The 24,410-nt window shown below is 65.9% G+C and carries 17 protein-coding genes and 1 tRNA gene; 13 read left to right on the top strand and 5 right to left on the bottom strand.

Features of this window, described 5'->3' with window-relative positions:
- Window positions 1-116: 116 nt before the first annotated feature.
- On the bottom strand, window positions 117-638 hold the full coding sequence (locus AC07PE_RS25855) for a host attachment protein (protein ID WP_498769974.1): 522 nt from the start codon (window positions 636-638) through the stop codon (window positions 117-119).
- A 176-nt stretch (window positions 639-814) separates the two neighbouring features.
- On the opposite strand from AC07PE_RS25855, the gene AC07PE_RS25850 reads away from it, so the two are divergent.
- The 12 genes from AC07PE_RS25850 (at window position 815) to AC07PE_RS25795 (ending at window position 20,265) form a co-directional block, all read left to right on the top strand.
- Window positions 815-1,024, top strand: coding sequence for a hypervirulence associated TUDOR domain-containing protein (locus AC07PE_RS25850; protein WP_498769973.1), 210 nt, complete (start codon window positions 815-817; stop codon window positions 1,022-1,024).
- Between the two features lie 159 nt (window positions 1,025-1,183).
- Window positions 1,184-1,546 (top strand): hypothetical protein, encoded by a 363-nt coding sequence (locus AC07PE_RS25845; protein WP_498769971.1) that lies wholly within the window; start codon window positions 1,184-1,186, stop codon window positions 1,544-1,546.
- A 477-nt stretch (window positions 1,547-2,023) separates the two neighbouring features.
- The gene (locus AC07PE_RS25840; RefSeq protein WP_498769969.1) at window positions 2,024-5,101 is read left to right on the top strand and encodes a TonB-dependent receptor; all 3,078 of its coding nucleotides are present in this window, start codon (window positions 2,024-2,026) and stop codon (window positions 5,099-5,101) included.
- Between the two features lie 55 nt (window positions 5,102-5,156).
- Window positions 5,157-6,677: a tryptophan halogenase family protein gene (locus tag AC07PE_RS25835; RefSeq protein WP_498769967.1), complete on the top strand. Its 1,521-nt coding sequence runs from the start codon at window positions 5,157-5,159 to the stop codon at window positions 6,675-6,677.
- Window positions 6,674-9,328: a beta-mannosidase gene (locus AC07PE_RS25830; RefSeq protein ID WP_498769965.1), complete on the top strand. Its 2,655-nt coding sequence runs from the start codon at window positions 6,674-6,676 to the stop codon at window positions 9,326-9,328. The genes AC07PE_RS25835 and AC07PE_RS25830 overlap by 4 nt, the downstream gene beginning before the upstream one ends.
- A 160-nt stretch (window positions 9,329-9,488) precedes the next feature.
- Window positions 9,489-10,475: a LacI family DNA-binding transcriptional regulator gene (locus AC07PE_RS25825; RefSeq protein WP_498769963.1), complete on the top strand. Its 987-nt coding sequence runs from the start codon at window positions 9,489-9,491 to the stop codon at window positions 10,473-10,475.
- Between the two features lie 21 nt (window positions 10,476-10,496).
- A complete protein-coding gene (locus tag AC07PE_RS25820) occupies window positions 10,497-11,711 on the top strand; it encodes an AGE family epimerase/isomerase (protein WP_498769961.1) in 1,215 nt (404 codons plus the stop codon).
- 10 nt (window positions 11,712-11,721) lie between these two features.
- Window positions 11,722-12,627, top strand: coding sequence for a carbohydrate kinase family protein (locus AC07PE_RS25815; RefSeq protein WP_498770085.1), 906 nt, complete (start codon window positions 11,722-11,724; stop codon window positions 12,625-12,627).
- The gene (locus AC07PE_RS25810; RefSeq protein WP_498770083.1) at window positions 12,627-15,059 is read left to right on the top strand and encodes a GH92 family glycosyl hydrolase; all 2,433 of its coding nucleotides are present in this window, start codon (window positions 12,627-12,629) and stop codon (window positions 15,057-15,059) included. Before AC07PE_RS25815 ends, AC07PE_RS25810 begins: the two co-directional genes overlap by 1 nt.
- A 14-nt stretch (window positions 15,060-15,073) precedes the next feature.
- Window positions 15,074-16,327 carry a sugar MFS transporter gene (locus AC07PE_RS25805; RefSeq protein ID WP_498769959.1) on the top strand — a complete coding sequence of 418 codons (1,254 nt, stop codon included), beginning with the start codon at window positions 15,074-15,076 and terminating at the stop codon, window positions 16,325-16,327.
- Between the two features lie 20 nt (window positions 16,328-16,347).
- Window positions 16,348-18,804 (top strand): glycoside hydrolase family 31 protein, encoded by a 2,457-nt coding sequence (locus AC07PE_RS25800; protein WP_498769957.1) that lies wholly within the window; start codon window positions 16,348-16,350, stop codon window positions 18,802-18,804.
- A gap of 195 nt (window positions 18,805-18,999) precedes the next feature.
- A complete protein-coding gene (locus AC07PE_RS25795) occupies window positions 19,000-20,265 on the top strand; it encodes a 2-hydroxycarboxylate transporter family protein (RefSeq protein WP_498770081.1) in 1,266 nt (421 codons plus the stop codon).
- Between the two features lie 74 nt (window positions 20,266-20,339).
- Here the strand turns inward: AC07PE_RS25795 and AC07PE_RS25790 are convergent, their stop codons facing one another.
- The 4 genes from AC07PE_RS25790 to AC07PE_RS25775 form a co-directional block, all read right to left on the bottom strand.
- On the bottom strand, window positions 20,340-20,969 hold the full coding sequence (locus tag AC07PE_RS25790; protein WP_498769955.1) for a PEP-CTERM sorting domain-containing protein: 630 nt from the start codon (window positions 20,967-20,969) through the stop codon (window positions 20,340-20,342).
- Between the two features lie 160 nt (window positions 20,970-21,129).
- A tRNA-Phe gene (locus tag AC07PE_RS25785) sits at window positions 21,130-21,205 on the bottom strand.
- A 43-nt stretch (window positions 21,206-21,248) separates the two neighbouring features.
- Complete coding sequence (locus tag AC07PE_RS25780; RefSeq protein ID WP_498769952.1) at window positions 21,249-21,734, bottom strand: acyl-CoA thioesterase; 486 nt, start codon at window positions 21,732-21,734, stop codon at window positions 21,249-21,251.
- Between the two features lie 76 nt (window positions 21,735-21,810).
- Window positions 21,811-23,538, bottom strand: coding sequence for a methyl-accepting chemotaxis protein (locus tag AC07PE_RS25775; protein ID WP_498769950.1), 1,728 nt, complete (start codon window positions 23,536-23,538; stop codon window positions 21,811-21,813).
- Between the two features lie 173 nt (window positions 23,539-23,711).
- Here AC07PE_RS25775 and AC07PE_RS25770 point away from each other — a divergent pair, with 173 nt between their 5' ends.
- Entirely contained in the window at window positions 23,712-24,404 is a 693-nt protein-coding gene (locus tag AC07PE_RS25770) for an alpha/beta fold hydrolase (RefSeq protein WP_498769947.1), read from the top strand.
- Window positions 24,405-24,410: the final 6 nt, after the last annotated feature.

Here is a 24,410-nt window from a genome sequence, read left to right as displayed (position 1 = left end):
GCCGTGTGAAAGTGGATATGCTTTTTGGATAGAAAATCGAACAGGCGTGCGGTAAACGCCACATGAAAAAACGCCAACCTTTCGGGCTGGCGTTGTACTGGACAGCTAGTGAGGACTTACTGCAGTTTGCTGGCGCGCTGGGCTTGCAGCTGCTCGCGGATCTGCTCGCGCAGTTGCTGCGCGTTCGAGTGCGTATAGTCCTTGTTGACCTCGAGTTTGATCAGCGGCTTGATGTGCGAATCGAGGTAGTTGCGCAGGGCGCCGAGGAATTGCGGCGAGGCCGAAATGACCAGCTGCTGGAAGCGGCCTTCCTGGTGCGCGTCCATCAGGTATTTCGAGATCTCCTTGGCGAACTGCTCGGCCTCGTGTTCCTGCGGGGTCTGGGCCGGCTGGTAGGACTTGTTCGGCGCGCCGGCCTTGGCATTGTGGGCGAAGCCCGCCGCCTCGTTGCCGCCGATGCCATGACGGCTGCTGCCGGCGGCGGTGCGCCCGACTTCATCGGTATTGATGTCCACGTCGCGCAGGCGCGCGGCGCTGCTGATCATGTCCTCGATTTCTTCCAGCGGCTCCGATGGATCGGCTTCCGAAAAAATCCTCGCGCGGCCGGCGTTGGCCGACACAATCCAGGTCGTCTGCATATTACCCCCTGTCAGTCTATGAAACGTGAAGGATGGATCGGCGTTGCGTGCCGATCATGGCTTGAATTCAGTATAGCCAAGCTTGGAAATGGCTGGCGTCACGTATCCAGCCGGTAAGGAACGCTGCGGAGGAGGGCGCTGTGTTTCAATATCTGTCCAGGACAAAGGAGGGAATCATGACCCAGACCTTCAAGGCAGGCGACAAGGTGGAATGGCATGCGGCGCAGGGCGCGGTGCGCGGCACGGTCAAGAAAAAGCTGACGGCGCCGATCGAGATCAAGGGCCATCACGTGGCGGCATCCGCAGAGAACCCGGAATACCTGGTCGTGAGCGACGAGACCGGGGCCGAAGCTGCGCACAAGCCTTCGGCGCTCAAGAAGATTTAGGGGATGTTTGGCTTGTTGATAGAACTTGCCGCGCCCAGCAAGCGTAAGGTGACAACGTTCGATTGCTTGCAATCAGTTACTTTTCGAAGTCAACTGGCAGATTGCTCTATCGTTATTTGATAAGGCACGTATTTTCGTGTAATCCTTACCGGAACGACTATGAAAAAGCTTTTGTTCAGCGCCACGCTCACCCTCTTGATGGCAAGCGCAGCGTTTGCCCAGACAACGGTGCCGAATCCGGTTGCCCCAACTGCAACTGCTCCAGCGAAGGCACCTACCGCCGCCGCGGTATCGAACCCATCAAAGGCTGACTCTGCAAAGTCAAACAAAGCAAACAAGGCGCAGATGGAGCAGGCCCCTGGTGGTGGTGACGGCAAAGTGTGGGTGAACGAATCCAGCAAGGTCTATCACTGCGAAGGCGACAAGTACTACGGGAAGACCAAGAAGGGGTCGTACATGGTAGAAGCTGACGCAAAAGCGAAAGGCTTCCATGGCGTGAAGGGCAAGACCTGTTCCAAGTAGTTTGTGCCAGCTTATCCGGCCGGCCCCGGTCGGACCCGAAGCGGGCATTCGCCCGCAATCCCCGCCAGAGAGTGACACCAAAATTGAACGTCCGCTCTTAGTTGGTCGCAGACGCTCAAAGCACCGCTCCGCATCAGCGCTGCCAGGACAACAGGAATGGCTTTAGTGGGTCATTCTTGCCCAAGAACGGCGCAGCCCTCGTCCACACCCCCCTCTGTTTATGAAACACGGGTAAGCCCGCGCCTGTGCCCTTACATTCCGATCGCATGTCGAAACAGGTCATGTTTACGAAAACGCGGCTAAACTGCGCGCCGTTTTTCAAATCTTGTTGAGCCTGCAAAACCAAGTTTGTATAACTCCAATAGGGCGCAGTGCGATGCCCCACGGCGCAGGACGCTGGCACGGCCGTTTAGTAAATGGCCTCAGTAGCGTCAGACAAAAGAAGCCCATCCACAGGGCACCATAAGGAGACATGAGATGATGTTCAGGAATACCCCGATTGCCGCGGCAGTCGCCCTGGCCCTGTTGAGCATTGCCAGCGCGCACGCGCAAACCGCTCCCGCCGACAGCTCGGCCGATACGACGGTCGACGGCAAGCAACCGGAGAAGGTCGTCGTCACCGGCTACCGCTATTCGATCGAGAAGAGCCTCGACCAGAAGCGCAACGCCAACGCCATCGTCGACGTGGTCACCGCCGAAGACATCGGCAAATTCCCCGACAAGAACGTGGCCGACGCGCTGCAGCGCGTGCCGGGCGTGATCATCGACCGCAGCGGCGGCGAAGGCAAGAACGTCAGCGTCCGCGGCCTGTCCTCGGAACTGACCCTGACCCAGTTGAACGGCAATTACGTCGCCACCGCCGAGTCCAACGGCGATCCTTCGCGTTCCTTCAACTACATGCTGATGCCCTCGAACATGCTGGGCAGCGCAGAACTGTTCAAGACGCCGGAAGCGCGCATCGACGAAGGCGGCATCGGCGGCACCGTGATCCTGCACACCCGCCGTCCGCTGGACGTGAAGTCGGGCAGCGGCTTCGTCAACGCCGAAGGCACCTGGGCCGACACGACCAAGAAGGGCGACGGCCAGTTCTCCGGCCAGTACGCCTGGCACGACGAGAGCAACCGCTTCGGCGTGCTTGTCGGCTTCACCCAGCAGAAGCGCACCACGCGCACCATGAGCGCGACCACCGAAAACTGGAGCTGGTACGGCGACGACTACGACGCCCACCCGGCCACGGACGTCAACGGCAAGCCGTCGGACATGACCAGCTACTGGTGGGGCCAGTCGGGCTTCTACGACCAGTCGGGCAAGTACTACACCAACTTCATGATGCCGACCTCGGTCAACTTCAACGTGAAGGAAGAGCAGCGCGAGCGCAAGGGCGGCCAGCTGACCCTGCAGTTCAAGCCGATGCGCAACCTGAACCTGACCGCGAATTACTTCCGCTTCGACCTGTCGCAGAACTCGCAGACCAACACGCTCAAGGTCCCGGAATGGAACCTGGCGCGCTATTCGGGCGACGGCAACTGGCCGGGCGGCCGCATGCTCGACGGCCTGACCTTCGACCCGAGCGGCACCATCGTCACCGGCGCGAACTACAGCGCCCACCCGGGCAAGACCTACTACTGCAGCGAAGACCAGGCCAAGGCCGCGGGCCAGAAGCCGGGCGGCTGGGGCCCTGACGACTGCACCATCCCGACCCCGCAGATCACCGGCAGCTACAACCGCGAAAAAGCGAAGTCGCAGACCTTCGACATCGGCGCCGAATGGAAGGGCGAGTCGCTGGACGCCAACTTCCTGGCCGGCCGCACCTGGGCCGGCGGCGGACCGTCGCTGCAGTTCTCGATGCCGATCAAGCCGCGCGTGCAGAACGCCAACGGCAGCTGGACCTTGGGTAACTACGCCAGCAGCTGGAACCTGAACGGCACGCCGACCATGAACTTCTCGCCCGAGCTGATGGCCAACCTGGCCAAGGGCATCGGCGAGATCGACCTCGGCTCGACCTCGTCCTCGTGGACCCGCAACAGCACCAAGCAGAATTACGCCCAGGCCGACTTCACCTGGCACAACGACGGCAGCAAGTGGCTGGATTCGCTGCAGTTCGGCGCCAAGTACCGCGACGGCGGCACCCACCGCAACACCGGCAACAACTACTGGGTGTGCCCGGGCAAGGACCCGAGCAACTACGACAACCGCTACCAGGCCGGCTGCGACCCGACCGCCAACAAGTTCCAGCCGCAGTTCTTGTACGGCCAGTCGCTGGACAACATCGCCGGCGGCATCAAGGCCAGCGCCTTCCCGGCGATCGACTACGCGACCTACGTCAATTACCTGAACAAGACCTACGGCCAGATGCAGACCCGTAACGAAGACAACTTCGTGTTCAACGTCGGCGAGAAGATCTCCTCGGGCTACCTGCAGGCCAACATCAAGACCGACCGCCTGCGCGGCAACGTCGGCGTGCGCTACGTGAGGACCAAGCAGCATGCCGATTCGACCGACCAGGTCGAGAACTACAAGGACTACTTCTTCAACGGTCCCAATGGCACCCCGGCGCCTTGCCTCGCGGGCGGCGCCCCGGCAGCCGGCGCACCGGCCGGTTCGGGCTGCGTCAGCGGCTTCACGACTCTGCCGGACAGCATCGCACGCACCCAGACCTTTGTCGTCAGCTCGCTCGACCGCACCTACAACGACGTGCTGCCCAGCCTGAACCTGGCCTACGACCTGACCGACACCCTGCTGCTGCGCGCCGCCGCCTCGAAGGTGATCTCGCGTCCGAGCTATAGCGATATCGCCGCGCCGGGCGGCCTGCAGAACTTCAGCCAGGAATACGTCAACGACCGCCGCCTGATCGGTGGCGGCGGCAATCCGGGCTGGTTCGGTTCGGGCAGCAACAAGAACCTGGAGCCGTACAAGGCCACCCAGTTCGACCTGGGTCTGGAGTGGTACTTCCAGCGCGGTTCGGTGCTCGGCCTCGACGTGTTCCGCAAGAACGTCAGCAACTTCTCGGTGCCGGTGGTGATGGACGTGGTCCTGAACGTCGGCGGCCAGAACGTGACGGTGCAGAACTACTCGACCAGCGCCGGCGGCCGCAACGGCGTGTCGCAGGGCGCCGAGCTGTATGCCCAGCACACGCTGTCGAACGGCATCGGCTTCCAGTTCAACTACACCTACAACAAGACCAACCAGGCCGCCATCACGCTGGAAGACGGCACCGACGTGGGTTCGTCGCCGCTGGTCGGCAGCGCCCGCAACCAGGTCAACATGACGGTGTTCTACGAAACCGACAAACTGCTGCTGCGCGCGTCGTACAACCGCCGCGGCGAAGTGGTGGACGGCCTGCAGAACGGCTTGAACGTGTATGAAGACCCGTACAGCCAGATCGACCTGAACGCGGCCTACAACTTCACCAAGCAGCTCAGCCTGACCGCCTCGGTGCTGAACCTGACCAGGCAGGAGACCCGCGCCCACCTCGGCAACGACACCAAGAACCGCTTCTACTCGAACGGTTATGCCGGCCGCATCGCCTATGTTGGCCTGAACTACAAGTTCTGAGTTGCCCCTTGCTCCCCGGCCGCTTGCGCCGGGGAGATCTTTTTTGGAGGCTGCAATGAACGTGGACAATCGCATCAAGAGCATCGTCGTGGTCGGTGGCGGCAGCGCGGGCTGGATGGCTGCCGCAGCCTTTGCCACCTACCTGGGCAAGGGCGCATCGATTCGCCTGGTCGAGTCCGAGGAGATCGGCATCGTCGGCGTGGGCGAGGCCAGCGTTCCGCACATCCGGCTGTTCAACGGCCAATGGCTGGGCATCGATGAGGCGGAATTCGTCAAGCGCACCCAGGCCACGGTCAAGCTGGGCATCGAATTCAAGGACTGGAGCCGCATCGGCGACAGTTATATCCACGGCTTCGGCGCCATCGGCCGCTCGCTCGGGCCGCTGCCTTTCCACCAGTTCTGGCTCAAGCTGTTTTTAGCGGGCCGCGCCGGCCCGATCGGCGACTATTCGCCGCAAACGGTGATGGCGCCGCAGGGTAAATTCGCGCCGGGCGACCGCAATGCGGCGCCGAATTCGCCGCTGGCCGACATCGCCTACGCCTACCACTTCGACGCGACTTTGTACGCCCGCTTCCTGCGCGAGCTGGCCGAGAAGCGCGGCGTGCAGCGCATCGAAGGCAAGATCGTCGGGGTAAACCAGCGCGCCGACGATGGCTTCATCGAATCGGTGACCCTGGAAAGCGGCGAGCAGGTCGGCGGCGAACTGTTCATCGACTGCTCGGGATTCCGCGGGCTGCTGATCGAGCAGACTTTACATGCCGGCTACGAAGACTGGTCGCACTGGCTGCCCTGCGACCGCGCGCTGGCCGTGCCCAGCGAAAGCGTCCATCCGATCACGCCCTACACGCGCTCGACGGCGCGCAAGGCGGGCTGGCAGTGGCGCATTCCGCTGCAGCACCGCACCGGCAACGGCCACGTGTATTCGAGCCGTCACATGAGCGAGGACGAAGCCACGGCCACGCTGCTGGCGGGCCTGGATGGCAAGGCCCTGGCCGATCCGCGTCCGCTGCGCTTCACTGCCGGCATCCGCAAGAAATTCTGGGACAAGAACGTGGTGGCGGTGGGGCTGGCCAGCGGCTTCCTGGAGCCGCTGGAATCGACCAGCATCTACTCGGCCCAATCGGGCATCACCCGCCTGCTCAGCCTCTTCCCCACGCGGGATTTCAATCCGCTGCTGGCGGAACGCTACAACCGCGAATCCGCCTTCGAATTCGAGCGCATTCGCGACTTCATCATCCTGCACTACCATGCGACCGAACGCGGCGACACGCCCTTCTGGGATCATTGCCGCACCATGGCCGTCCCCGACACCCTGCGCGAGACCATGGACCTGTTCCGCGTCGACGGGCGCTACTTCCGCAACGGCGAGGATTTCTTCGCGCTGCCCAGCTGGGTCCAAGTGATGCTGGGCCAGCGCATCGTCCCGCAGGGCTACCACCCGATCGTCGACGAGATGCCGGAGGACCGGCTGGTCGACCACGTCGAGAGCATGCGTGCAATGCTGGCGCAGGCGGTGGCGGCGATGCCGACCCACGGGGAGTGGATAGAGCGTTACTGGAAGGCGCCCCTCGTATGAGTGCGCGTCCGCTGGCGAGGCTGTTCCTGGGGCTTGTCTTGGCCGCTGCCGCCGTTTCGGCCATGGCCGCTGCGCCGGAGGGCTTCGTGATCGACAAGGGCTGGAGCGTCCGTCTCCTTCCCGGCAATGCGCAGGCTGCGGCGCATCCGCAAGCGGCTTCCTGGCGTGCGGCGACGGTACCGGGCACCGTGCACACCGACCTGCTGGCGAACAAACTGATTCCCGATCCCTACGTGGGCGCACCCGAAGCCGGCCTGCAATGGATCGGTTTGGGCGACTGGGAGTACCGCACGCGCTTCGACGCGCCGCGCGCGGCGCTGACCAAGGCGCGCAGCGACCTGGTGTTCGAGGGCCTCGACACCTTTGCCGAGGTCTGGCTGAACGGCGTCAAAGTGCTGGACGCCGACAATGCCTTCCGCAGCTGGCGCGTGCCGGTGCAGGGCAGGCTGCGCGCGAAGTGCAACGAGCTGCGCATCGTGCTGCGTTCGCCGATCGCGAAGCTGCTGCCGACGGTACAGGCGATGCCGGTCAAGCTGGCCGGTAACTACCCGTCTCCCTACGGCGACGAGCCGCAGGATGCGATGACCGGCAACTTCGCGCGCAAGCCCGGCTACCACTACGGCTGGGACTGGGGCCCTCGCTACGTCACCGCCGGCATCTGGAAGCCGGTGGTGCTGCAGAGCTGGGACGCGGTTCGGATCGACAACCTGCAACTGCGCCAGGACCATGTGGACGAAGCCCGCGCCGACATCGCCGCGGTGGCTTCGCTCGACGCGGTGCGCGCCGGCGCGGTCGAGCTGCGCGTCTGGCAGAGCGCGCCGGATGGCAGGCGCTCGCTGGCGGCGCAGAAGCGCGTCGACCTGCATGCCGGAGACAACCGCATCGAGCTGCCCGTGCACGTCGACAGGCCGCAGCGCTGGTTCCCGAATGGCTATGGAGCGCAGCCGCTGTACCGTTACGAGCTGGAAGTCGGCGACGGTTCATCGACGCTGGCCAAGACCAGCGCACGCACCGGCCTGCGCAGCATCGAGCTGCGCCGCGAGCCGGACGCCAAGGGCCGCAGCTTCTATTTCGCCGTCAACGGCATCCCGGTATTCGCCAAGGGCGCCAACAGCATCCCCTTCGACATGTTCCAGCCGCGGGTGAACAAGGCCCAGCTGCGCCGCGTGCTGCAATCGGCGCGGGACGCCAACATGAACTTCCTGCGCAGCTGGGGCGGCGGCTATTACGAGAGCGAGGACTTCTTCGATCTGGCCGACGAGCTGGGCCTGCTGGTCTGGCAGGACTTCATGTTCGGCGGCGGCATGCAGCCGGCCTACATTGAATCCTTCCGCGCCAACGTGATCGCGGAGGCGCGCGACAACGTGCGGCGCCTGCGCAACCATCCGAGCATCGCCCTCTGGTGCGGCAACAACGAGGAAGAGATCGCGTGGAAGTATTGGGGGCAGGGCAAGGATATGAAGGCGGCCGACCCGGCTTTCGCCGACAAGGTGTGGAAGGGTTACAAGCAGCTGTTCGGCGCCGACCTGCGCAAGGTGGTGGCGGAAGAAGGCGGCGGCATCGCCTATTGGGCCAGTTCGCCGGGCGACGACCTGGCGGAAGTCGCCAACACCCCGGCCAGCGGCGACATGCATTACTGGGAAGTCTGGGGCAACCCGGCGCACCCACCCGTGAAGTATTTGGAGATCACGCCGCGCTTCATGTCCGAGTACGGCCTGCAGGCCTGGCCGGTGCAGCGCACCATCGACGCCTTTGCCAAACCCGAGGAGCAGGGCATCGCCAGCCCGGTGATCGAGGCGCACCAGAAATTCCTGGCCGGGAAGGGCAACGAAAGGCTGATGAAGTACGTCGATTACGAATTCGGCGACACGAAGGACTTCGGCAGCTTCGTCTACCTGAGCCAGGCCGCCCAGGCCGAGGGCATCGAACTGGCGGCACTGCACCACCGCGCCAGCCGTCCGTTCACGATGGGTTCCCTGTACTGGCAGCTCAACGACGTGTGGCCGGGCGCTTCCTGGTCCAGCGTGGACTGGTTCGGGCGCTGGAAGGCGCTGCATTATCACGCGCGCCGCTTCTATGCGCCGGTGGCGGTGGCCGCGCTGCGCGACGCGGCGGGAAAGACCGCGGTCAGCCTGCTCAACGACCGTACCCGGCTTCTACGCGGCGAGCTGCGCCTGCGCGTGATGGGCCTGGACGGCAAGGTGCTGCGCGACGAGCGCAAGCCGGTCGAGCTGGCGCCGCTGTCGGCGGCCAGGGTGGCGGATTACCTGGATGCCGAGCTGCTGGGCGGCGCCGACCCGGCATCCACGGTGGCGGTGTTCGAGCTGCAGGCGGAAGGTGAGCCGGCCTCGCGCGGTGTCGTATATTTCAGGGCGGCGAAGGAAATGGCGTGGCCGGACGCCGGCCTGCATGTGGACTTGCGCAGCGATGGCGGCGGCTATGTGCTCGATCTGCGTGCGGAAAAGCTGGCGCGCGCCGTCTGGATCGATTTCGGCGACGCCGACGCCGAACCGGCCGACAATGCCCTGACCCTGCTGCCTGGCGAGAGCCTGTCGGTGCGCGTGGCCTCGAAAGCCGGCCTCGCGAGCTTGCGCAAGTCGCTGCGGGTGCGGTCGCTGGGGGACGTATTTGCGTTTACTAAAACGCGCTAAAAAGTGGAACGATCCAGCGCCTCCGATTGACGCCCCGGAGGCTGCTGGGATACAACGACGATGAACAGACGCGCGGCAAAGAACCGCGTGCGTTTAATAAACAGGATCTTGGAGACCCCTTCATGTATGTGATGCCGCCGCGCCGTCCGAGGATGCAGCCGTGAGCCAGGTCACCCTGCGCGACATCGCGGAGAACACCGGACTGTCGATCGGCACGGTCTCGCGCGCGCTGAAGAACCAGGCCGGCATGACGGAACTCACCCGCAACAAGGTGCGCGACGCCGCGCTCGGGCTGGGCTACGACTTCGGCCAGCTGAAGAAGGGCCGCATCCGCCGCATTGCCTTCCTGCTGCACAGCCAGCACAACACGCTCGCCTCCAGCCCCTTCTTCTCGCCGGTGCTGCAGGGCGCGGAAGCGGCATGCCGGCGCGAAGGCGTGGCCCTGTCCTTCATCACCGTCGATCCGGCCGAGCCGGTGCTGGCGCAGATCCGCGTGCACCAGCCGGACGCCTTCGTCTGCGCCGGCTTTTTCGAGCCCGAAGTGCTGGACGCCCTGCAGCATGCCGGCAAGCCGATCGTGCTGGTGGATATGCACCGGCGCGGCTTCACCTCGGTCAATCCGGACAACCTGCGCGGCGGCTACCTGGCCACCCAGCACCTGCTGCGCTGCGGCCGCAAGCGCATTGCCATGCTGTCCGGTTCCCTTGCCCACTACAGCATCCAGCAGCGCAACCGCGGCTTCCGCCAGGCGCTGTTCGACGCGAAGGTGCATGCCGATCCGGACCTGGAAGTCATCGTGCCGTCCATGGGCGAGGGCGACGAGGGCGTGGCGGAAGCCATGCGCAGCCTGCTCGCGCTGCCGAAGCGGGCCGACGCCGTCTTCTGCTACAACGACAGCACTGCGCTGGCCGCCATGAAGTTCTGTCTGAACGAGGGCCTCAAGGTCCCGTATGACATCGCGATCGTCGGTTTCGACGACATCGCCGCCGCCGCTGCCGCCATCCCGCCGCTCAGCACCATCCACGTGGACAAGGAAGCGCTGGGCCGCGCCGGCATCGAATTATTGCTCAACAAGCCAGACGAAAATCCATCACAGATAACCGTGCCAGTCGAGATGGTCGTACGCGAAAGCAGCTGCGACGACTAGAGCACACTGACCCTGACCACCATGACCACTCTCCCGAATTTCCGCAGCCCGGCCGTGCTGCTCGACCACGCGCAGCACACCATGCGCTTCTACCATCCGCGCGCCATCGACCCCGCCGGCGGCATGTACCAGTATTTCAAGGACGACGGCACGGTCTACGATACGCGCCACCGGCACCTGGTCAGCAGCACCCGCTTCGTGTTCACCTATGCGATGGCCTACCGTCATTTCCAGGACCAGGCCTATCTGGACGGCCTGAAGCACGCCGTGCGCTTCCTGCGCGAGGCGCACCGCCGGCAGGACGGCAGCTATGCCTGGATGCTGGACGGCCGCGAGGTCGAAGACGGCACCCAGCATGCCTATGGCCAGGCCTTCGTGCTGCTGGCCTATGCGCATGCCGCGATGGCGGGGCTGGATGAGGCGCGCCCCTGGATCGCCGAAACCTTCGACTTGATGGAGAAAAGCTTCTGGCAGGCCGCGGATGGCCTGTACGCCGACGAAGCCAGCCAGGACTGGAGCACGCTGTCCACCTACCGCGGCCAGAACGCCAACATGCACGCCTGCGAGGCGCTGCAGGCCGCTTACCAGGCCACCGGCGAGCGCCGCTACCTGGAGCGCGCCTACACCGTGGCTTCCAACATCACCCAGCGCCAGGCCGGGCGCTGCGGTGGCCTGATCTGGGAGCACTACGATGCCCAGTGGCAGCCGGACTGGAAATTCAACATCGACGATCCGGAAAACCTGTTCCGCCCCTGGGGCTACCAGCCCGGCCACTTCACGGAGTGGGCCAAGCTGCTGGTGCAGCTGGAGGCGCGCGGCAAGGGTGTCTTGAACGAAGACCTGGGCTGGCTGCTGCCGACCGCCGAAAAGCTGTTCGGCGTCGCGGTGGACAAGGGCTGGGACCCCGAGCACGGCGGCCTGTGCTACTCGCTGGCTCCGGACCTGAGCATCTGCGACTGGCACAAGTACTTCTGGGTGCAGGCCGAAAGCGCGGCCGCCGCCGCCATGCTGGCCCAGCGCACCGGGAACGCGAAGTACTGGGACTGGTACGAGCGCCTGTGGGCCTACAGCTGGACCCATTTCGTCGATCACGAATACGGCGCCTGGTTCCGCATCCTCGACCGCGAGAACCGCAAGCTGAGCGACGAGAAGAGCCCGGCCGGCAAGGTGGATTACCACACCATGGGCGCCTGCTACGACATCCTCACCGTGCTGGCGGAGGCCGACCGTGCATGAGGCTCCGTTGATGCTGTGCGCCGGCGAGGCGCTGACCGACATGATCGACCAGGGCGGCGAACGGTGGGTGAGCCGCGTCGGCGGTTCGACCTGGAATGTGGCGCGCGCGCTGGCGGTGCTGGGCGAGCCCACTGCCTTTGCCGGCGCCATCAGCCAGGACCGCTTCGGCGACGCCCTGTGGATGGCCAGCGAAGAAGTCGGCCTGGACCTGCGCCTGACGCAGCGCGTGCCGCGTTCGCCGCTGCTGGCCATCGTGGAAAAATGCGAGCCGCCGCGCTACTTCTTCATCGGCGACGACAGCGCCGACCTGCACTTCGACCCGGCAGCGCTGCCCGCCGCCTGGTCGGATTCGCTGCGCTGGGCGCACTTCGGCGGCATCAGCCTGGCGCGCGAGCCGCTGGCATCGAAGCTGGTGGCGCTGGCCGAACAGTTGAAGGCGAAGGGCGTGGCGATCAGCTACGACCCGAATTACCGCAATGTGATGGACGAGCGCTACACGCCGACCCTGCAACGGATGGCGGCGCTGGCCGACCTGGTCAAGGTGTCGGACGACGATCTGCGCGGCCTGTTCCCGGGCCTGGCGCTGGACGACGCGCTGCGGCAGCTGCGCGCTTTCAACCCCGATGCGTATTGCCTGCTGACGCGTGGCGGTGAGGGCGCAAGCCTGTTCCACCGCGACCAGCGCGTCGATGCGCGCGCGCCGAAGGTGGCGGTGGTGGACACGGTCGGCGCCGGCGACGCCAGCGCGGCCGGCCTGCTGCACAGCCTTGCGCGCCATCCCGGCCGTTCGCTGCAGTCCCACCTGCACGCGGCGCTGGCCGCCGGCTCCGCCGCCTGCCTGCAGGCCGGCGCCACCCCGCCGCCGCCCGCGGCCATGCACCCATTGTTCGAACAGCTCGAAGGAGAAGCCACGTGATGCGCCGTAACCGCATGTCCCTGTTCCAGCCGGCCCTGTGCCTGGCGCTGGCCGCCGCCTTCGCGCTGCCGCTCGCCGCGCAGAGCGCCACCGCAGCCATCGCCCGCGGCAGCATGCCGGTCAACACCTTCATCGGCACCCAGGACGAAGGCAATACCTATCCCGGCGCCTCGGCCCCGTTCGGCATGATCCAGATCAGCCCGACCACCGACCATTACGCCGGCTACCGCTACAGCGACAAGCGCATCCGCGGCTTCGGCCATTCCTATGTGTCCGGCGCCGGCTGCTGGGAGCAGGGCGGGCAGCTGTCGGTGTTGCCGGTGACGGGCAGCATCGGCCCCGGCGGCGATTTCGACACGAGCAAGCCGGGCAGCTTCGACTACAAGAAGTACGGCGCCGAGTACAGCCACGAGGGCGAAGTCGGCCAGGCCGGCTACTACAAGGTCCAGCTGACCAGCTACGGCGGCATCACGTTCGAGGCCACCGCGCTGACCCGCGCCGCCGCCGAGCGCTACACCTTCGCCCCCGGCACCGCCACCGGCCACGTGCTGCTCAACCTGGGCCAGGCCAACGAGCGCCATTCCGTGGTCGGCAGCGAAGTGAAGGTGGTCGACGAGCGCAGCGTCGAGGGCAAGATCGTCACCAACAGTTTCTGCGGCGGCGCCAAGTACACCACCTGGTTCCGCATCGTCTTCGACCAGCCGGTGACCGCGCACGGCATCTGGGATGACCGCGGCGGCTGGCCGGGCGCCAAGGGGCCGAGCCAGGCGGGCGAAGCCAGGCCGCATGGCGTCTGGCTCAGCTTCGACCTGAAGAGCGGGCGCGCCGTCACCGCCGTGAGCGCGATTTCCCACGTCGACCTCGAAGGCGCACGCACCAACCTGCGGCTCGAGGGCATGGCCGGCGGCCGCCCGCTGGCCTTCGACGCCATGAAGGAAAAGGCGCAGGCGGCCTGGCAGCGCGAACTGGGCAGCGTGCGCATCGAGGGCGGCAGCAATGACGACCGCACTGTGTTCTACACCGCGCTGTATCACGCGCTGCTGCAGCCGATGACAGGCAGCGATGCCGACGGCCGCTACCGCGGCTACGACAACAACCTGCACAACGCGCGCGACTGGACCTATTACGAGTACTTCTCGCTGTGGGACACCTACCGCGCACAGAACCAGCTGCTGGCCCTGCTGCGACCGCAGCGCGCGCGCGACATCGCCAACTCGGTGCTGAAGATCCGCGAGCAGGGCGGCTGGCTGCCGCGCTGGGGCTATGCCAACTTCGAGACCAATGTCATGACCGGCGACCCGGTCACGCCCTTCCTGGTCGATTTGTGGCGCTTCGGCGCGCTGAAGGGCCGCGAGCGCGAAGCCTACGATGCGCTGCGCCAGAATGCGTTCGGCGTCCCGCCCTTCAACGTGCGCCCGCAGGGCCGCTCGGGCAACCCCAGCTACCTGCAGCAGGGCTTCGTGCAGTACGACCGCACCTTCATGGCCAAGGGCATGGACACCGACCCGCACCACGGCGCCTCGGCGACCCTGGAGTATGCGCTGGCCGACAGCGCGCTGGCGAAGATGGCCTGGGCGCTCGGCCTGGAAGACGACGCGCTGACCTTGTCGCAGCGCGCCCTCAACTGGAAGAAGGTGTGGGATCCGTCCGTCGTCGATGCCCCGACCGGCCTGAAGGGCTTCCCGCGTCCGCGCCTGCAGGACGGCAGCTGGTTCGCCGACGTCGGCAGCGGCTTCGATCCGCGCGGCGACCACGGCTTCCACGAAGGCACGGCCTGGCAATACCAGTGGCTGGTGCCGCAGGACGTCCCCGGCCTGGCCGCGGCGATGGGCGGCCAGACCCAGGCCCTGCACCGCCTCGACCTGTTCTTCGACTACGACGCCATCCAGGCCGACCCGGCGGCCGTGCGCAAGTCCTGGGTGGTGGGACCCTACAGCTACTACAGCCAGTTCCGCTACAACCCGAATAACGAGCCGGACCTGCACGCGCCCTGGATGTACACCCTGATGGGCCAGCCCTGGAAGACCACTACCGTGCTGCGCGCCGCCGAAACCCTGTTCGGCAACGGCCCGAGCGGCGTCACCGGCAACGACGACCTCGGCACCATGTCGGCCTGGTATTTGTTCAGCGCGCTGGGCATCTATCCGGACACGCCGGGCAGCGGCCGCTTCCTGCTGCATGCGCCGCGCTTCGCCCGCGCCGAGATCGACCTGCCGCAGGGCCGCGTGCTGTGCATCGACGCACCCGACGCCAAGGCCGGCGAGCGCCGCTTCGTACAGTCCGTGAACTGGGCCGGCAAGCCGCTGTCGCGCGTGTGGCTGGACTGGGAGCAGCTGCAGGCCGGCGGCACCCTCGGCTACCGCCTGGGCACGCAGCCGGAGACGGCGGGCTGGGGCACGCATGCGGCCGACCTGCCGGCTGCGCCAAAATAACAAGGAGACATAGCATGGAACACACCTCAACAACGGCGCTAAGGCCGCAATCGGGCGCCGCTACCGGCAACACCGGGCCGCTGGTCATCATCACCATCCTGTTCTTCATGTGGGGCCTGCTCACCGCGCTCAACGACGTGCTGATCCCGCACCTGAAGGCGCTGTACACGCTCAACTACGTGCAGGCGATGCTGGTGCAGTTCTGCTTCTTCGGCGCCTACGCCATCGTCTCGCTGCCGGCCGGCGCCCTGATCAAGAAGATCGGCTACCAGAGCGGCGCCGTGACCGGGCTGGTGATCGCGGCGGCCGGCTGCGCGCTGTTCTACCCGGCGTCGATGAGCGGCTATGGGCTGTTCCTGCTCGGCTTCTTCGTGCTGGCGGCCGGCATCACCATCCTGCAGGTGGCGGCCAACCCCTATGTGACGGTGCTGGGCGACCCGCGCACGGCATCGAGCCGGCTGTCGCTGACCCAGGCTTTCAACTCGCTGGGAACGACCATCGCGCCCATCCTCGGCGGCATTCTGATCCTGGCCGAGGGCGCGCACCAGGTCAGCGAGGCCGCCAGCGTCCAGAAGCCCTACCTGGCCCTGGCCGGCGCGCTCTTGCTGCTGGCAGTGCTGTTCGCCTTTGCCCGCCTGCCGAAAATCGAACACACCGACGACGGTGTGGTGCAGCTCGATAGCACTACCCGCACGTCGGTGCTGGCCCATCCCCACCTGCTGATGGGCGCGATCGGCATCTTCCTGTACGTGGGCGGCGAGGTCAGCATCGGCAGCTTCCTGATCAACTTCATCGGCGAGCCGCACATCGCCGCCCTGAGCCCGGCGGACGCGGCTCACTACGTCAGCTACTACTGGGGTGGCGCCATGGTCGGCCGCTTCGTCGGCTTCGCCGTCATGCGCTACGTCAGCCCGGGCAAGACCCTGGCCTTCAATGCCGCCGTCTCCATCGCGCTGATCATGGTCGCCATCTTCGGCCACGGCCAGGCAGCGATGTGGGCGATCCTGGCGGTCGGCCTGTGCAATTCGATCATGTTCCCGACCATCTTCAGCATGGCCTTGTACCGCCTCGGCAAATTCACCGGCCAGGCCTCGGGCATCCTGTGCATGGCCATCGTCGGCGGCGCCGTGGTGCCCTTCGTGCAGGGCATGGTGGCCGACGCCATGGGCCTGCAATGGTCCTTCCTGGTGCCGGCGGCCTGCTACGCCTTCATCCTGTACTTCGGCCTGCGCTTCGCGGGCCTCTACCTGGCCGGCGACAAGCAGTGAGTACCGGCCGGCTCCTGCGGATGTTTGCAGGCGCCGGCCTGGCGGCCTGCATGGCCTTGGCCGCCGTCCCCGCCACCGCGGCGCTGCGCACTGTCGGCGCCGTCGTTCAAAGCCTGCCAGGCGAGGATGGCGTCGACCTGCGCCTGTCCAGCGGCGCCCGCGTGCAGGTCGGCTTCGTCACGCCGGACGTGGTGCGCGTGCGGATGAACCCGCGCGGACGCTTCGAAAAGGACGTCTCCTACGCCATCGCGGGCACCCCTCCCAAAGCCAGGGCGACGCTGGCGCAGCAGGGCGCGGCCATCGAACTGCGTTCCGAAAGCGGCACGCGCGTCGTGATCCGCAAGACGCCCGAGCTGGCGATCTCGATCCATGACGGCGCCGGCCGGCTGATCGTCGAGAATGACCCGGCCCGTCCGATGGCCTTCAATCCTGATGACGGCGCCGTCGAAACCTCGATGCGCCGCGACGACTACGAGCTGTATTACGGCTTCGGCGAAAAGACCCTCCCGCTGTCGCGCCACCAGCAAAGCATGGCGATGTGGAACGCGGACGTCGCGCCCTATCCGGAGGGCCACGATCCGTCCTACCAGGCGATTCCCTTCTTCATCGCCCTGAACGAGGGCAGGAGCTACGGCCTGTTCTTCAACAATACCTGGCGCAGCTGGTTCGACATGGGCAAGCTCGAACCCCACCGCAGCAGCTTCGGTGCGAGTGGCGGAGAGCTGGACTATTACGTGTTCACCGGCGGCGCCGAGCGCAGCCCGGCCGGCGTCCTGCGCGACTACACGCTGCTGACCGGCCGCGGCGCCTTGCCGCCCCTGTGGGCGCTGGGCTACCAGCAATCGCGCTGGTCCTACATGACGCAGCAGAAGGTGCTGGACGTCGCGCGCGAGTTCCGCCGGCGCCGGATTCCGGCCGATGTGCTCTATCTCGACATCGACCACATGGACGGCTTCCGCGTCTTCACCTGGAACCCGAAAACCTTCCCCGATCCGAAGGCCATGCTGGACCGCTTGCACGGCGAGGGCTTCCGCGCCGTCACCATCGTCGACCCGGGCATCAAGGTCGACCGGAACTACGCGATCTACCGCAGCGGCCAGGAGCAGGGCGTCTATGTGCGCAAGCCCGATGGCAGCGAACTGCAGGCCAAGGTCTGGCCCGGCATCTGCGCCTTCCCCGATTTCACCTCGCCGGCGGCGCGCGCCTGGTTCGGCGGCCTGTATAAACCGGCGCTGGATCTCGGCGTCGACGGCTTCTGGAACGACATGAACGAGCCGGGCGTGTTCCCGGCCGACGGTTTCGACAAGCCCGAGATCTCGCTCGGGCCGCAACGCACCTTCCCGATCGATGCGCGCCACGCCGGCGACGGCCGGCCGGGCAGTCACGCGCAGTACCACAACGTCTACGGCATGCAGATGGCGCGCGCCAGCTTCGAAGGGCTTCGCAGCCTGCGGCCGGATAAACGCCCGCTGGTGCTGACGCGCGCGGGCTTCGCCGGCGTGCAGCGCTACGCCGCGGTCTGGACCGGCGACAATTCGCCGAGCTGGTCGCATCTGGCCTTGACCATTCCGATGCTGACCAATCTGTCGGTGTCGGGCGTGCCTTTCGTCGGCGCCGACGTCGGCGGCTTCATGGGCAGCCCAAGTGCTGAACTGCACACGCGCTGGCTGCAGGCGGCGGCACTGACGCCTTACTTCCGCACGCATTCGAACGACGTCTCCGCACCGCGCGAGCCCTGGGCCTTCGGCGCCGAGCTCGAAGCCATCAACCGCGCCACCATCGAGCTGCGTTACCGCCTCCTGCCCTATCTGTACACGCTGTTCGAAGAGAGCGAGCGCACCGGCCTGCCGCCGATGCGTCCCCTGTGGTTCGCCTACCCCGGCGATACCCGCGCCGCCCTGGTCGACGATCAGTTTTTGCTGGGCGGCGACGTGCTGGTGGCGCCGGTGCTGCGCGAAGGGCAGCGCAGCCGCGAGGTCTACTTCCCGAAAGGCGATGCCTGGGTCGACTGGTGGGACGGCAGCCGTCACGAGGGTGGCACGTCGGCGATGATTGCGGCGCCGCTGGACCGGCTGCCGCTGTTCATCCGCGCCGGGGCAGGCGTGCCCGTTTCGGAGGTGGTGCTGCATACCGGCGAGATGAAGGATGTGCCGCTGACCTTGGCCCTTGCGCCAGGCGGCAAAGGCGTCAGCCACGTGTTCCAGGATAACGGCGACGGCTATGGCTACCGCGAGGGCCAGTCGCGCCGGATCGAAGTGATGCAGGACGAGCAGGGCGTGCGGCTGGACATCCCGCCCAACCGCGGCTACCAGCGCGTGGGGGCCGTCGAGTTCATCGGCGTGAAGGCGCCGCCGGCCTCCGTGCGCATCGACGGCAAGCCGGCGCAGGCGCTGCATGTCGATGCAGCGACGCACCGGCTGCGCATCTTGTTGCCAAATGAAAACGTCCAACGGGTCCTGCTCGATTCACCAGAGTGAAAGCTAAATGAAGGGAAGGCGTAGGTAGAGTGGCGGCATATTCACCACGGCGATCATTGATATCACCGTTGGAAATGCAAGAAAGGAACCGCCATGAATCAACCGAACCGCCGCCCGCTTGAAGCCGCACAAGCGCACATCCACGCCCCAACCCAAGCCGCCGCGCAGGCCAGGCCGCATCCGTTCTGGAAGCTGATGGACATCCGCCTGGGCATCGTGCCGCTCCCGGTCTACGTCCTGTTGCTGGCGCTGATCGCCGGCTTCGTCGCCACCGGCAAGGTGCCCAACGATATCTGCGTCTCGATCGCCATCCTGACCGTCGGCGGCTTCTCCTGCGCGGAGCTGGGCAAGCGCCTGCCTTTCTTCCGCAACATCGGCGCCGCTGCGATCTTTGCCACCTTCATCCCGTCCTACCTGGCCTTCAGCCACCTGCTGCCGGCGCCCGTGCTGAAGAACGTGGTGGACTTCACCAAATCCACCAACTTCCTCTACCTGTTCATCTCGTCGATCATCGTCGGCAGCATCCTGAGCATGGACCGCTCGGTGCTCATCAAGGGCTTCATCAAGATCTTCGTCCCGCTGGCGATCGGCTCGGTGGTGGCGGGCGCGGTCGGCACCGCCGTCGGCGTCGCGCTGGGGCAGGGTGCCTTCCACACCTTCTTCTACCTGGTCGCACCGATCATGGCCGGCGGCGTGGGCGAAGGCGCGATCCCGCTGTCGATCGGCTATGCCGGCATCCTGCACCAGGAGCAGGGCGAGATCTTCGCGCATGTGCTGCCGGCGGTGATGCTGGGCAGCCTGACGGCGATCCTGTTGGCCGGCATGCTGAACGCGATCGGCAAGAAGCGTCCGCACCTCACCGGCGAAGGCCGCCTGCAGCCGGGCGACCAGGACGACGGCAAACCGCTGGCGGAAGTTCTCCCGCTGCACATGGACATCGGCCATATCGCCGCCGCCGGCATCACCTCGATTTCGCTGTACATGGTGGGCATGCTCAGCTTCCGCCTCTTCGATTTTCCGGCGCCGGTCGTCATGTTGTTCGTGGCCGTCATGTTCAAGCTGTCGCGCGCGGTCTCGCCCCAGCTGCAGCAAAGCTCTTACGTGGTCTACAAATTCTTCTCGACGGCCGTCACTTATCCGCTGCTGTTCGCGATCGGCGCATCGATGACGCCCTGGGACAAGCTGGTCTCGGCCTTCAACCTCGTCAACCTCACCATCATCGCGTCGACCGTCGTCAGCCTGATGGCGACCGGCTTCGTGGTCGGGCGCAGGATGAACATGTACCCGATCGAGGCGGCCATCATCAACGCCTGCCACAGCGGCCAGGGCGGCACCGGCGACGTCGCGATCCTGACCGCGGCGAACCGCATGCAGCTGATGCCCTTCGCGCAGATTGCGACGCGCATCGGCGGCGCCATCACGGTCACCCTGACGCTGATTGCGATGGCGAAGCTGCACTGATGTTCGCCGTCTGCTGCCAATGAAAAACGCCACCCGAGGGTGGCGTTTTGCTTTGGAGCGCAGCTAGCCGGCGATCAGCCGCGGCGGCGGCGCGCCCAGCCCATCGCGCCCAGGCCGCCCAGCAGCAGCGCGATGCTGAAAGGTTCCGGCACGTCGCTGGCGAATGCGGTGGCAGTGACGCCGACACTGTCGACGAACAGGGTGGAATCCGCGGCGCCCGACAGGTTGACCGCGTTGAAGCTCAGCGTGTGGGTGTCGCCGCTCAGGCCATTGATGTCGAAGGAGTAGGAGGTCCATTCGTAGTCCACCGGGGTCAGCGTGGCCGCCACGGCTTTGCCGTCGAGCGTCACGTTGACGCTTTCCTGGTTGCCGCCGCGCTGGCGCAGCTGGAAGCTGACCGTGTAGCCGGTGGCCTTGGAGCTGAAGGTCTGCTGCAGGGACGGGTCTGCCCAGTTGAATGGGCTGTAATTCTGCAGGAAGGCCATGGTGCCCGGACCGCCCCAGGCGTTGTTCAGGATGCCGCTGCCGTTGATGAAGGTCCAGCCCGGCGCCTGCACGAGGGTGTAATTGAAACCGTTGCCATACAGGCCGACGCCGTAAGGGGCATTGGAATCGTCGAAATCACCGTTTTGAATCAGTGCAGCGTTGGCGGCGCCGGCCAGCATCAAGGTGGCGAAGGCAGCGATCAGAGTACGACGAATCATGGTGGGCCCTGTATGGAATGATTTAATTTCCATATTGTACATGTAATTACAAAATGGAAATACAAATTTTTATTTGACAACAGTTTCCGAGCGCATGAAACCCGATTAACAACAAAAAAGCCGCAGTCTCAGAGGAGAACTGCGGCTTTTCTTGAATTCTTGGTGGCCCGGGGCGGAATCGAACCACCGACACAAGGATTTTCAATCCTCTGCTCTACCAACTGAGCTACCAGGCCAAGGCGGCGAATTTTAACACATCCGCGCGCCTCGTCCATAGCCCTACGTGCGCATTGCCTGGCGCTCGGCGTGCTGGCGGTCCAGCGTCAGGCGCAGTTCCTTGCGGCCCTTGGCTTCCTCGAAGCGGCGTTCCTCGTCCGGGGTGGACGGCTGCAGCGGCGGCACCGTCACCGGCTTCTTGTCGTCGCCGACCGCCACCATGGTGAAGAAGCAGCTGTTCACGTGGCGCACTTCCTGGGTGCGGATGCTTTCGGCCAGCACCTTGATGCCGATTTCCATCGAGCTGCGGCCGGTGTAATTCACGGCGGCGAGGAAGGTCACCAGCTCGCCCACGTGGATGGGCTGGCGGAAGGTGACCTGGTCGACGCTCATCGTCACCACATAGGCGCCGGCATAGCGGCTGGCGCAGGCATAGGCGACCTGGTCGAGCAGCTTGAGGATATGGCCGCCGTGGACGTTGCCCGAGAAATTGGCGGTATCCGGGGTCATCAGCACTGTCATGCTGAGCTGATGGCTGGGAAGATTCATTCGATAACTCCTTGCTGATTGACGTGGTCCGGCTAGCGCATGCTGACATGGAAAGTCCAGCGCGGCAACCGCAGGCTCAGAACTCTTCCCAGTCCTCGGCGACGGCGGCCGGCTTGGCCGGCTTGGGTGGCGGCGCTCTGCGCACGGTGCGTGGGGCCGCAGGCTTCGCAGCCGCCGGCGCCGGCGCCGCGGGCTTTTTGGCCGGCAGGGCAGGGCGCGTGGAAGCCGAAGCCGGCGCACGCGCCGCCACCTCGACCTGGAACACGGCCACCAGCTCCTTCAGCTTGTGCGACTGCTCCTGCATGGCGAGCGTGGCCGCCGCCGACTCCTCGACCAGCGCCGCATTCTGCTGGGTCGCGCCGTCCATCTGCGTGATCGCCTGGTTGACCTGGGCGATGCCGCTGGCCTGTTCGCGGCTGGAAGCGACGATGTCGTTCATGATGCCGCTGACGCGGTCGATGCTGGTGACGATGCCCTGCATGGTTTCCCCAGCCTTGCCGGCCAGGGTCGAGCCTTCCGTCACCCGGCCGGTCGAATCGTCGATCAGGACCTTGATCTCCTTGGCCGCCGCGGCCGAGCGCTGGGCCAGCGCGCGCACCTCGCCCGCCACCACGGCAAAGCCGCGTCCCTGCTCGCCGGCGCGCGCCGCTTCCACCGCGGCGTTCAGCGCCAGGATATTGGTCTGGAAAGCGATGCCGTCGATGACGCCGATGATGTCGGCGATGCGCGAGGACGACTCATTGATCGCGCCCATGGTCTCGACCAGCTGGCCGACCATCGCGCCGCCCTGCTGCGCGACCCGCGAGGCCTTCGCCGCCAGCTCGTTGGCCTGCTCGGCGTTGTCGGCGCTGTGCTGGATGCCCTGGGTCAGCTGCTCGATCGAGGATGCGGTCTCCTCGAGCGCGGCGGCCTGGCTTTCGGTGCGGCGCGACAGCTCCTGGGATTCGGCAGACATTTCCGCGATCGATTCGCCGATGGAGGTGGTGCCCTGGCGGACCTGGCCGACGATGCCGGCCAGGCTGTCGCGCATGCGCTTGAGGGCGGCCATCAGGCTCGCCTGGTCGCCGTCCGCCAGCTTCACCTCGACGCGCAGGTTGCCGGCAGCGATCTCGCCGGCCACCGCCGCGGCCCAAGCAGGTTCGCCGCCGAGACGGCGGAACAGGGCGCGCGCGAACAAGTGCGCCGCGCCGATGCTGAAGATCAGCGTGGCCAGGCACAGGCCGACCAGCACGTTGGAACTCTGCTCGGCGCTGCTCAGCACGTCGTCGGTGCGCGCGCCGATCGCCTTCTGCTGCAGCGCCAGCAGGTCGCCGACGCGGGCGATGTAGGCGTCCATCACGGGCGCGAAGCTCTTCTCGTAAAGGGCGATCGCTTCATCGTTCTTGCCTTCGGCCTTCATCGCCATCAGGCGGTCGCGCACCGCGATGTATTCCTCGCGCGCCGCGCCGATCTGCGCGTAGACGGCCTTTTCGTCCGCCGTGTCGAGCAGCTCGCCGACCTGCTTCTGCAGCTCGGTGGTGCGCTTCGACTGCTCGACGGTCTCGCTGGCGAAAAACTTCGCCAGCTCGGCGTCGGAGGCGCGGGCGATGGCCGCGGTGCGCTTGGAGGAGGTCGAGATGTTCAGCAGCCAGCTCGAGACCAGCCGCTCCTTCGCCAGCGGGCGGTGGGTCAGTTCGTTGGTGTCGTTCGACAGCACCTGCAGGCGCCAGATGGCGACCGCGGTCGAGACGAAGGAGAGGATGATCACGATCGCGAACGCGAAGCGCAATTGGTTCCGTACGCTGGCAGTGAGGGTAGTGAACACTTCGTTTCCTTGTAGAGAGGGAAAAGTCAATTTAAGCATGGGCCGCACCTTGCTGCCCTGAGATGGCGCAACAATGGAAACGTTACCTAGAATGAATAATATATACCGCTTGTTAATATTTTTCAGGCAACGCCGGTTTTTCATCGCTTCGCTGCTTCTGCTACGATGGGCGCATGTCTCTCCTGCTCGTCCCCGGCTTCATGGCCGATGAAACCCTGTGGTCCGACCTCGAGGCGCCGCTGGCGCCTTTCGCGCCCCTGCATTACGCCGACCTGCGCCACGACGGCTCGATAGCGGCGATGGCACGCCGCGCGCTGGATACGGCGCCGCCTTCCTTCATGCTGGTGGGGTTTTCGATGGGCGGTTACGTCGCGCGCGAGATCGCCCGGCTGGCGCCGGAGCGCGTGCGGGCGCTGGTGCTGATCGCGACCTCGACCCGCCCCGACACGCCGGCGCTGCGCCAGCGCAAGGGCGCGATCGGCAATGCCGCGCCCTCGATCGCCTTCAGTGGCTTGAGCCGCATCGCGGTCGCTTCCTCGCTGCACCCGAAGGAGCGCAACAACGAGGCGCTGATCGAACGGGTGAGGGCCATGGGCACGCGGCTGGGCGGCGAGGTATTCCGCCGCCAGTCGATGCTGGAGCGGCCCGGCGACCTCGATCGCCTGCATGAGATCCGCTGCCCGACCCTGGTGGTGGCGGCCGCCCAGGACCAGCTGCGTAGCCTCGAGGAAGCGCGCGAGCTGCAGGCCGGGATCCCGGGCGCCACGCTCGACGTCATCGAGGACACCGGCCACATGATCCCGATCGAGGCGCCGCAGCGCCTGGCCGCGGTGATCGTGCCCTGGCTGGCGCAGTACGCGGACTGAAACGCC

The organism is Telluria sp. GW821-FHT07G12 (assembly GCF_059418525.1).
Note: the sequence above shows the minus strand (reverse complement) of the source record. Positions and strands in the feature narration are given on the sequence as shown.

What these genes read in the sequence shown, in the direction of transcription:
- AC07PE_RS25855 (WP_498769974.1), bottom strand. Translation starts at nt 638, where the DNA reads ATGCAGACGACCTGGATTGTGTCGGCCAACGCCGGCCGCGCGAGGATT.
- AC07PE_RS25850 (WP_498769973.1), top strand. Translation starts at nt 815, where the DNA reads ATGACCCAGACCTTCAAGGCAGGCGACAAGGTGGAATGGCATGCGGCG.
- AC07PE_RS25845 (WP_498769971.1), top strand. Translation starts at nt 1,184, where the DNA reads ATGAAAAAGCTTTTGTTCAGCGCCACGCTCACCCTCTTGATGGCAAGC.
- AC07PE_RS25840 (WP_498769969.1), top strand. Translation starts at nt 2,024, where the DNA reads ATGATGTTCAGGAATACCCCGATTGCCGCGGCAGTCGCCCTGGCCCTG.
- AC07PE_RS25835 (WP_498769967.1), top strand. Translation starts at nt 5,157, where the DNA reads ATGAACGTGGACAATCGCATCAAGAGCATCGTCGTGGTCGGTGGCGGC.
- AC07PE_RS25830 (WP_498769965.1), top strand. Translation starts at nt 6,674, where the DNA reads ATGAGTGCGCGTCCGCTGGCGAGGCTGTTCCTGGGGCTTGTCTTGGCC.
- AC07PE_RS25820 (WP_498769961.1), top strand. Translation starts at nt 10,497, where the DNA reads ATGACCACTCTCCCGAATTTCCGCAGCCCGGCCGTGCTGCTCGACCAC.
- AC07PE_RS25815 (WP_498770085.1), top strand. Translation starts at nt 11,722, where the DNA reads ATGCTGTGCGCCGGCGAGGCGCTGACCGACATGATCGACCAGGGCGGC.
- AC07PE_RS25810 (WP_498770083.1), top strand. Translation starts at nt 12,627, where the DNA reads ATGCGCCGTAACCGCATGTCCCTGTTCCAGCCGGCCCTGTGCCTGGCG.
- AC07PE_RS25805 (WP_498769959.1), top strand. Translation starts at nt 15,074, where the DNA reads ATGGAACACACCTCAACAACGGCGCTAAGGCCGCAATCGGGCGCCGCT.
- AC07PE_RS25800 (WP_498769957.1), top strand. Translation starts at nt 16,348, where the DNA reads ATGTTTGCAGGCGCCGGCCTGGCGGCCTGCATGGCCTTGGCCGCCGTC.
- AC07PE_RS25795 (WP_498770081.1), top strand. Translation starts at nt 19,000, where the DNA reads ATGGACATCCGCCTGGGCATCGTGCCGCTCCCGGTCTACGTCCTGTTG.
- AC07PE_RS25790 (WP_498769955.1), bottom strand. Translation starts at nt 20,969, where the DNA reads ATGATTCGTCGTACTCTGATCGCTGCCTTCGCCACCTTGATGCTGGCC.
- AC07PE_RS25780 (WP_498769952.1), bottom strand. Translation starts at nt 21,734, where the DNA reads ATGAATCTTCCCAGCCATCAGCTCAGCATGACAGTGCTGATGACCCCG.
- AC07PE_RS25770 (WP_498769947.1), top strand. Translation starts at nt 23,712, where the DNA reads ATGTCTCTCCTGCTCGTCCCCGGCTTCATGGCCGATGAAACCCTGTGG.